We start from the raw sequence: 7,037 nt of genomic DNA, 5'->3' as shown, positions 1-7,037 counted from the left end.
ACAGTCTGTACTGCTGCGAACAGTCAGAATCGGGCATTTAGTCCCACCACCCCTTCAAGTCTAACCATACAAGCGGGTTCACCCGCGAAGAGGCCCGCGCAGGCGCCGAAAGTGCCGAACTGATCCCGGTCAGTGATGTTTATCGAACCCTGAACTACGCTGACAGTCGCATCCCACGAATCATTTGCGCGCAAGCAAGGAGCCTGCATGACGTTGATGCGTCCGCTGTTGGTCGTTTGCCTGGGGCTGGGTACTCTGCTGTCAGGCTGTAGCAAGGAAGAAACCACCGAAACACTGCCACGCGTAGGCGTGCAACAGGTACAGCCGACCGACTTCGCTGCCAGGGTCACCCTGACCGGTGATGTCCAGGCGCGGGTGCAGACCGACCTGTCGTTCCGTGTGGGCGGCAAGATCATTTCGCGCAGCGTCGATGTCGGCGATCACGTCAAGGCCAACCAGGTACTGGCACGCCTGGACCCGAAAGACCTGCAGAACAACGTCGACTCGGCCAAGGCCGAGGTATTCGCGGCGCAAGCGCGGGTCACCCAGACCAGCGCGGCCTTCGTCCGCCAGCAGAAACTACTGCCCAAAGGCTACACCAGCCAGAGCGAATACGACGCCGCCGAAGCCGCCCTGCGCAGCAACCAGAGCGCCCTCAAGGCGGCCCAGGCGCAACTGGCCAACGCCAACGAGCAGTTGAGCTATACCGCGCTGGTATCCGAAGCCGATGGTGTGATCACCGAGCGCCAGGCCGAGGTTGGCCAAGTGGTGCAGGCGACCATGCCGATCTTCAGCCTGGCCACCGATGGCGACCGTGACGCGGTGTTCAATGTCTACGAATCGCTGCTGGTGGCACCGCCCAGCGATGCCGGGGTGGTCGTCAGCCTGCTCGACGACCCCAAGGTTCAGGCCCATGGCTTCGTGCGCGAAATCACCCCGACCGTGTCGGCGCAAAGCGGCACGGTGCAGGTCAAGGTAGGGCTCAAGGATGTGCCGCCCGGGATGCAACTGGGCGCGCCGGTCATTGCCACCACCAATGCTCAGGGCCGACCAAGCGTCGAGCTGCCATGGTCGGCGCTGACCAAGGCCCTGCACGAACCCGCCGTCTGGGTGGTGGGCGAGGGCGACAAGGTAGAACTGCGCAAGGTCGAAGTCAGCCGCTATCTCACCGGCAGGATCGTGGTCGCCAGTGGCCTGAAGGGCGGCGAGACCGTGGTGGTCAACGGCGGGCAACTGCTGCACCCCGGCATGCAGGTACAAAAGATCGATGCCAAGGCCCAAGGGGGTGAGCCATGAAGCGCCTGCTGCTGATGCTGTCGGCCGGCGTGCTGTTGACCGGTTGCGGTAGCGAAGATGAAGTGCCTGAGCCGATCCGGCCGGTGCTGTCGGTCAAGGTCGAACCTCAGGTGCAATCGCAGCTGGGCCGCTTCGCCGGCACTGTCCAGGCACGTTTCGAAAGCACCCTGGGCTTCCGGGTTTCCGGGCGTATTGCCCGGCGCTGGCTGGATGTGGGCGCCCAGGTGAAGCCGGGCGACACCCTGGCCACCCTCGACCCGACCGACCAGCAGAACCAGTTGCGCGCCGCCGAAGGCGACCTGGCCAAGGTGCAGGCGCAGTGGATCAATGCCCAGGCCGATGCCCGCCGCCAGCAGCAGCTGTACGACCGTGGCGTGGGTGCCCAGGCCCAGCTGGATATCGCCCAGACCAACCTGAAGACCACCAGCGCGGCACTGGAGCAGGCGCGCTCGGCCGTCAGCCAGGCCCGTGACCAGCTCGGCTACAGCACCCTGCGCAGCGACCACGCGGCGGTGATCACCGACTGGAAGGCCGAAGCCGGGCAGACCGTGACCGCCGGCCAGGCCGTGGTGACCCTGGCCCGACCGGATGTGAAGGAAGCGGTGATCGACCTGCCGATCGGCCTGGCCGAGCAGTTGAGCAAAGGCCTGACTTTCACCGTGGCTTCGCAACTCGACCCGACCATCAACACCACCGCCAGCCTGCGCGAACTGGAACCCCAGGCCGACGCCACCACCCGTACCCGCCGCGCGCGCCTGACCCTGGCCAGCACGCCGGCAGCCTTCCACCTGGGCACCGCCATCAGTGTCACCCTCAGCTCGGCGGTGACACCGCGCAGCGAGCTGCCCTTGAGCGCCTTGCTCGAGCGGGACGGCAAGACCCAGGTGTGGGTGGTCGACCCGCAACAGAAAACCGTGGCTACCCGTGATGTGGCCCTGATCGACCGCACCGCCGACAGCATTGTGCTGGCCTCTGGCGTGCAGCCCGGCGAACGTGTGGTCACCGCCGGTGTGAACAGCCTCAAGCCTGGCCAGAAGGTCACCTTCGACGAGGATGCGCAATGAAAGGAAGCTTCAACCTGTCCGACTGGGCACTCAAGCATCAATCGTTCGTCTGGTACCTGATGTTCGTGGGTCTGCTGATGGGGATTTTCTCCTACTTCAACCTGGGCCGTGAGGAAGACCCGTCGTTCACCATCAAGACCATGGTGATCCAGACCCGCTGGCCCGGCGCGACCCAGGACGAAACGCTGTACCAGGTCACCGACCGCATCGAAAAGAAGCTCGAGGAGCTGGACTCCCTCGACTACACCAAAAGCTACACCCGCCCCGGCGAATCCACGGTCTATGTGTACTTGCGCGACACCACCAAGGCCAAGGACATCCCGGACATCTGGTACCAGGTGCGCAAGAAGATCCAGGACATCCGTGGCGAGTTTCCCGCCGGTATCCAGGGCCCGGGTTTCAACGACGAATTCGGCGATGTGTTCGGCTCGATCTACGCCTTCACCGCCGACGGCCTGACCCTGCGCCAGCTGCGTGACTATGTGGAGCAGGCGCGGGCCGAAGTGCGTGATGTGCCCAACATCGGCAAGATCGAGCTGGTCGGCACCCAGGATGAAGTGCTGTACCTGAACTTCTCGACGCGCAAGCTGGCTGCCCTGGGCATCGACCAGCGGCAGGTGATGCAGGCCCTGCAATCGCAGAACGCGGTGACCCCGGCCGGGGTGATCGAGGCGGGCCCGGAACGCATTTCGGTGCGCACCACCGGGCAGTTCGCCTCGGAAAAGGACCTGCAAACCGTCAACCTGAAAATCAACGACCGCTTCTTCCGCCTGGCCGATATCGCCGACATCGAGCGCGGTTACGTCGACCCGCCGTCACCGATGTTCCGTTACAACGGCCAGACCGCGCTGGGCCTGGCCATCGGCATGAAGGCCGGCGGCAATATCCAGGTGTTCGGCGCGGCGCTGAAGCAACGCATGGATAAAGTGATCGAGGACCTGCCGGTCGGTGTCGGGGTGCACACCGTTTCCGACCAGGCGGTGGTGGTCAAGCAGGCGGTGGGCGGCTTCACCAGTGCGCTGTTCGAAGCGGTGGTGATCGTGCTGGCGGTGAGCTTCGTCAGCCTCGGCGTGCGGGCCGGGCTGGTGGTGGCCTGCTCGATCCCGCTGGTGCTGGCCATGGTCTTCGTGTTCATGGAATACAGCGGCATCACCATGCAGCGGATTTCGCTGGGTGCGCTGATCATCGCCCTGGGCCTGCTGGTGGACGATGCGATGATTACCGTGGAGGTGATGGTCACCCGGCTGGAGATGGGCGAGAGCAAGGAGCAGGCGGCGACGTTTGCCTATACCAGCACCGCCTTCCCGATGCTCACCGGCACCCTGGTGACGGTGGCCGGCTTCGTGCCGATCGGCCTCAATGCCAGTTCGGCGGGTGAATACACCTACACGCTGTTTGCGGTGATTGCCGTGGCGTTGATGGTGTCGTGGGTGGTGGCGGTGTTCTTCGCCCCGGTGCTCGGCGTGCACATTCTCAGCAGCGCCAAGCTCAAAGCCCATGAGGCCGAGCCAGGCCGTGTCGGCCGGGCCTTCGAGCACGGCTTGCTGTGGTGCATGCGCAACCGCTGGCTGACCATCATCGGCACCGTGCTGCTGTTCGCCCTGGCGATCTTCTGCGAGCGCTTCGTGCAGAACCAGTTCTTCCCGTCCTCGGACCGCCCGGAAATTCTCGTCGACCTCAACCTGCCGCAGAACGCCTCGATCGAGGAGACGCGCAAGGTGGTCGACCGCTTCGAGGCGCGGATCAAGGACGACCCGGACCTGGTGCACTGGAGCACCTACATCGGCCAGGGTGCGATCCGCTTCTACCTGCCCCTCGACCAGCAGCTGCAGAACCCGTACTACGCGCAGCTGGTGATTGTCAGCAAGGGCTTCGAAGAGCGCCAGGGCATGATGGAGCGCCTGCAGAAGATCCTGCATGAAGAGTTCGTCGGCATCGGCACCAACGTGCAGTCGCTGGAAATGGGCCCGCCGGTGGGCCGGCCGATCCAGTACCGGGTCAGCGGTGGCAACATCGACCAGGTGCGCCAGCATGCCATCGAGCTGGCCACCTTGCTCGACCAGAACGAGCACATCGGCGAGATGATCTACGACTGGAACGAGCCGGGTAAGGTGCTGCGCGTGGAAATCGCCCAGGACAAGGCACGCCAGCTGGGGCTGTCGTCGGAAGACGTGGCCAATGTCATGAACAGCATCGTCAGTGGCGTGCAGATCACCCAGGTCAACGACAGCATCTACCTGGTCGATGTGGTCGCCCGTGCCGAGGACAGCGAACGCGGCTCGCCGGACACCCTGCAAAATCTGCAGATTCTTACCCCCAGCGGCACCTCGATCCCGTTGCTGTCGTTCGCCACCGTGCGCTACGAGCTGGAGCAGCCGCTGGTGTGGCGGCGTGACCGCAAACCGACCATCACCATCAAGGCATCGGTCAACGGCGACATCCAGCCCACCGACCTGGTGGCCCAGCTGAAGCCGAAGATTGACGAGTTCGCCAGCAAGCTGCCGGTGGGCTTCGAAGTGGCCACCGGCGGTACGGTGGAGGAGAGCGCCAAGGCGCAAGGGCCGATTCGCAAGGTCATCCCGTTGATGCTGTTCCTGATGGCGACGTTCCTGATGATTCAGCTGCACAGCGTGCAGAAGCTGTTCCTGGTGGTCAGCGTGGCACCGCTGGGGCTGATTGGCGTGATCATTGCGCTGGTGCCCACCGGCACGCCGATGGGCTTCGTGGCGATTCTCGGCATTCTGGCGCTGGCGGGCATCATCATTCGTAACTCGGTGATTCTGGTGACCCAGATCGACGAGTTCGAAGCCCAGGGTTACTCGCCGTGGGATGCGGTGGTTGAGGCCACCAACCATCGACGCCGGCCAATCCTGCTGACCGCGGCGGCGGCGAGCCTGGGCATGATCCCGATTGCCCGCGAGGTGTTCTGGGGGCCGATGGCCTACGCCATGATTGGCGGGATCATCGTGGCGACCCTGCTGACACTGCTGTTCCTGCCGGCGCTGTATGTGGCCTGGTACAAGATTCGCGAGCCGCAGAAACACAACTGAAGCCTTGGTACGGACCCTGTGGGAGCGGGTTTACCCGCGAATGCGATGGTGGAGCCACCGCCGCATTCGCGGGTGAACCCGCTCCCACAGGGCCTTCTGTCGCCTTCAAATTGATCTTTTGATTTCGGTTATATAAACATTCTTAAACAGTATTTTTAAGAATAACCCCGCCTCACTACTATTGCCCTCAAGCCAGGCGCAAATCCCCTTCAAACCTCAGCCCGGCACCCTCACTCCAAGGAGAACGAGCATGAGTGCATCGCTGCGTAGCATCGACGGTCAGGACGAAGCCACCATTCTGCGTGAAATTCAGAGCGCCCTGCGCGACCTGCGTTTCGGTGCGGTGGAGATCACCGTACACAACGCTCAGGTCGTGCAGATCGAGCGCAAGGAAAAGTTCCGCCTGCAACAGCCCGGCAACAAGCCCGGCTGATCTGCGCCACACCCTTCCAAAACTAGAAAAATGCCAATCGGGAGCTTCACCATGTCCATCCGCCGTTATGCACTCGCCGCGCTGGCCAGTGCTGTTTTTGCCGGTTCCGCCATCGCCAAGGACTACGAACTGCTGAACGTGTCCTACGACCCGACCCGTGAGCTGTACCAGCAGTACAACGCCGAGTTCATCAAACACTGGCAGCAGGCCCACCCAGGCGACAAGGTGAAGATCCAGCAATCCCACGGCGGCTCGGGCAAGCAGGCCCGTGCGGTGATCGATGGCTTGCGTGCCGACGTGGTGACCCTGGCCCTGGCCGGCGACATCGACGAAGTCGCCAAGCTCGGCAAGACCCTGCCGGACAACTGGCAGACCCGCCTGCCGGACGCCAGCACCCCGTACACCTCGACCATCGTGTTCCTGGTGCGCAAGGGCAACCCGAAAGGCATCAAGGACTGGGGCGACCTGATCAAGAAGGATGTGTCGGTCATCACCCCCAACCCGAAAACCTCCGGCGGCGCTCGCTGGAACTTCCTCGCGGCCTGGGCTTACGGCCTGAAAACCGGTGGTAGCGAAGACAAGGCCAAGGCCTACGTGCAAGAGCTGTTCAAGCACGTGCCGGTACTGGACACCGGTGCCCGTGGCTCGACCATCACCTTCGTCAACAACGGCCAGGGCGATGTGCTGCTGGCCTGGGAAAACGAAGCCTTCCTGGCCCTGAAGGAAGACGGTGGTGCCGACAAGTTCGAGATTGTCGTGCCGTCGCTGTCGATCCTGGCCGAGCCGCCGGTGGCGGTGGTCGACAAGAACGCCGAGAAAAAGGGCAATACCGAGATTGCCGGCGAATACCTCAAGCACCTGTACAGCCCGGCCGGGCAGAAGATTGCCGCCGAGAACTTCTACCGCCCACGTGACGCGAAGGTGGCGGCGGAGTTCGGCAAGCAATTCCCGAAACTGGACCTGGTGACCATCGACAAGGACTTCGGTGGATGGAAAACTGCACAGCCCAAATTCTTCAATGATGGCGGTGTGTTCGACCAGATCTATCAGGCACAGTAAGGGCCAGGGAAAAGCGGGGCCGCGCTGCGGCCCATCGCCGGGGCGCCCCCCCCCACCCCCCGGCGCCCCCCCCCCCCCCCCGGGGGCGGGGGGGGGGGGGGGGGGGGGCGGGGGGAGGGGCGGGGCGGCCCCCCC

The 7,037-nt window shown here is 63.8% G+C and carries 5 protein-coding genes; all 5 read left to right on the top strand.

All coding sequences use genetic code 11. The annotated features are described in order from the left end of the window. The first annotated feature begins 207 nt into the window (after positions 1–207). The 5 genes from C6A77_RS24745 (at position 208) to C6A77_RS24720 (ending at position 6,902) form a co-directional block, all read left to right on the top strand. A complete protein-coding gene (locus C6A77_RS24745; protein WP_114171975.1) occupies positions 208–1,296 on the top strand; it encodes an efflux RND transporter periplasmic adaptor subunit in 1,089 nt (362 codons plus the stop codon). After that, a complete protein-coding gene (locus C6A77_RS24740) occupies positions 1,293–2,360 on the top strand; it encodes an efflux RND transporter periplasmic adaptor subunit (protein WP_114171974.1) in 1,068 nt (355 codons plus the stop codon). The genes C6A77_RS24745 and C6A77_RS24740 overlap by 4 nt, the downstream gene beginning before the upstream one ends. Further along, positions 2,357–5,410, top strand: coding sequence for an efflux RND transporter permease subunit (locus C6A77_RS24735; protein ID WP_114171973.1), 3,054 nt, complete (start codon positions 2,357–2,359; stop codon positions 5,408–5,410). Before C6A77_RS24740 ends, C6A77_RS24735 begins: the two co-directional genes overlap by 4 nt. A 250-nt stretch (positions 5,411–5,660) precedes the next feature. Beyond that, positions 5,661–5,843, top strand: coding sequence for a sulfur starvation response protein OscA (oscA, locus tag C6A77_RS24725; RefSeq protein ID WP_003248957.1), 183 nt, complete (start codon positions 5,661–5,663; stop codon positions 5,841–5,843). A gap of 51 nt (positions 5,844–5,894) precedes the next feature. Next, positions 5,895–6,902: a sulfate ABC transporter substrate-binding protein gene (locus C6A77_RS24720; protein ID WP_114171971.1), complete on the top strand. Its 1,008-nt coding sequence runs from the start codon at positions 5,895–5,897 to the stop codon at positions 6,900–6,902. The last annotated feature ends 135 nt before the right edge of the window (positions 6,903–7,037 follow it).

It is taken from the genome of Pseudomonas sp. AFG_SD02_1510_Pfu_092 (assembly GCF_003331055.1).
Lineage (GTDB): Bacteria > Pseudomonadota > Gammaproteobacteria > Pseudomonadales > Pseudomonadaceae > Aquipseudomonas.
Note: the sequence above shows the minus strand (reverse complement) of the source record. Positions and strands in the feature narration are given on the sequence as shown.

Coding starts and splice junctions, on each gene's coding strand:
- C6A77_RS24745 (WP_114171975.1), top strand. CDS start 208: ATGACGTTGATGCGTCCGCTGTTGGTCGTTTGCCTGGGGCTGGGTACT.
- C6A77_RS24740 (WP_114171974.1), top strand. CDS start 1,293: ATGAAGCGCCTGCTGCTGATGCTGTCGGCCGGCGTGCTGTTGACCGGT.
- C6A77_RS24735 (WP_114171973.1), top strand. CDS start 2,357: ATGAAAGGAAGCTTCAACCTGTCCGACTGGGCACTCAAGCATCAATCG.
- oscA (WP_003248957.1), top strand. CDS start 5,661: ATGAGTGCATCGCTGCGTAGCATCGACGGTCAGGACGAAGCCACCATT.
- C6A77_RS24720 (WP_114171971.1), top strand. CDS start 5,895: ATGTCCATCCGCCGTTATGCACTCGCCGCGCTGGCCAGTGCTGTTTTT.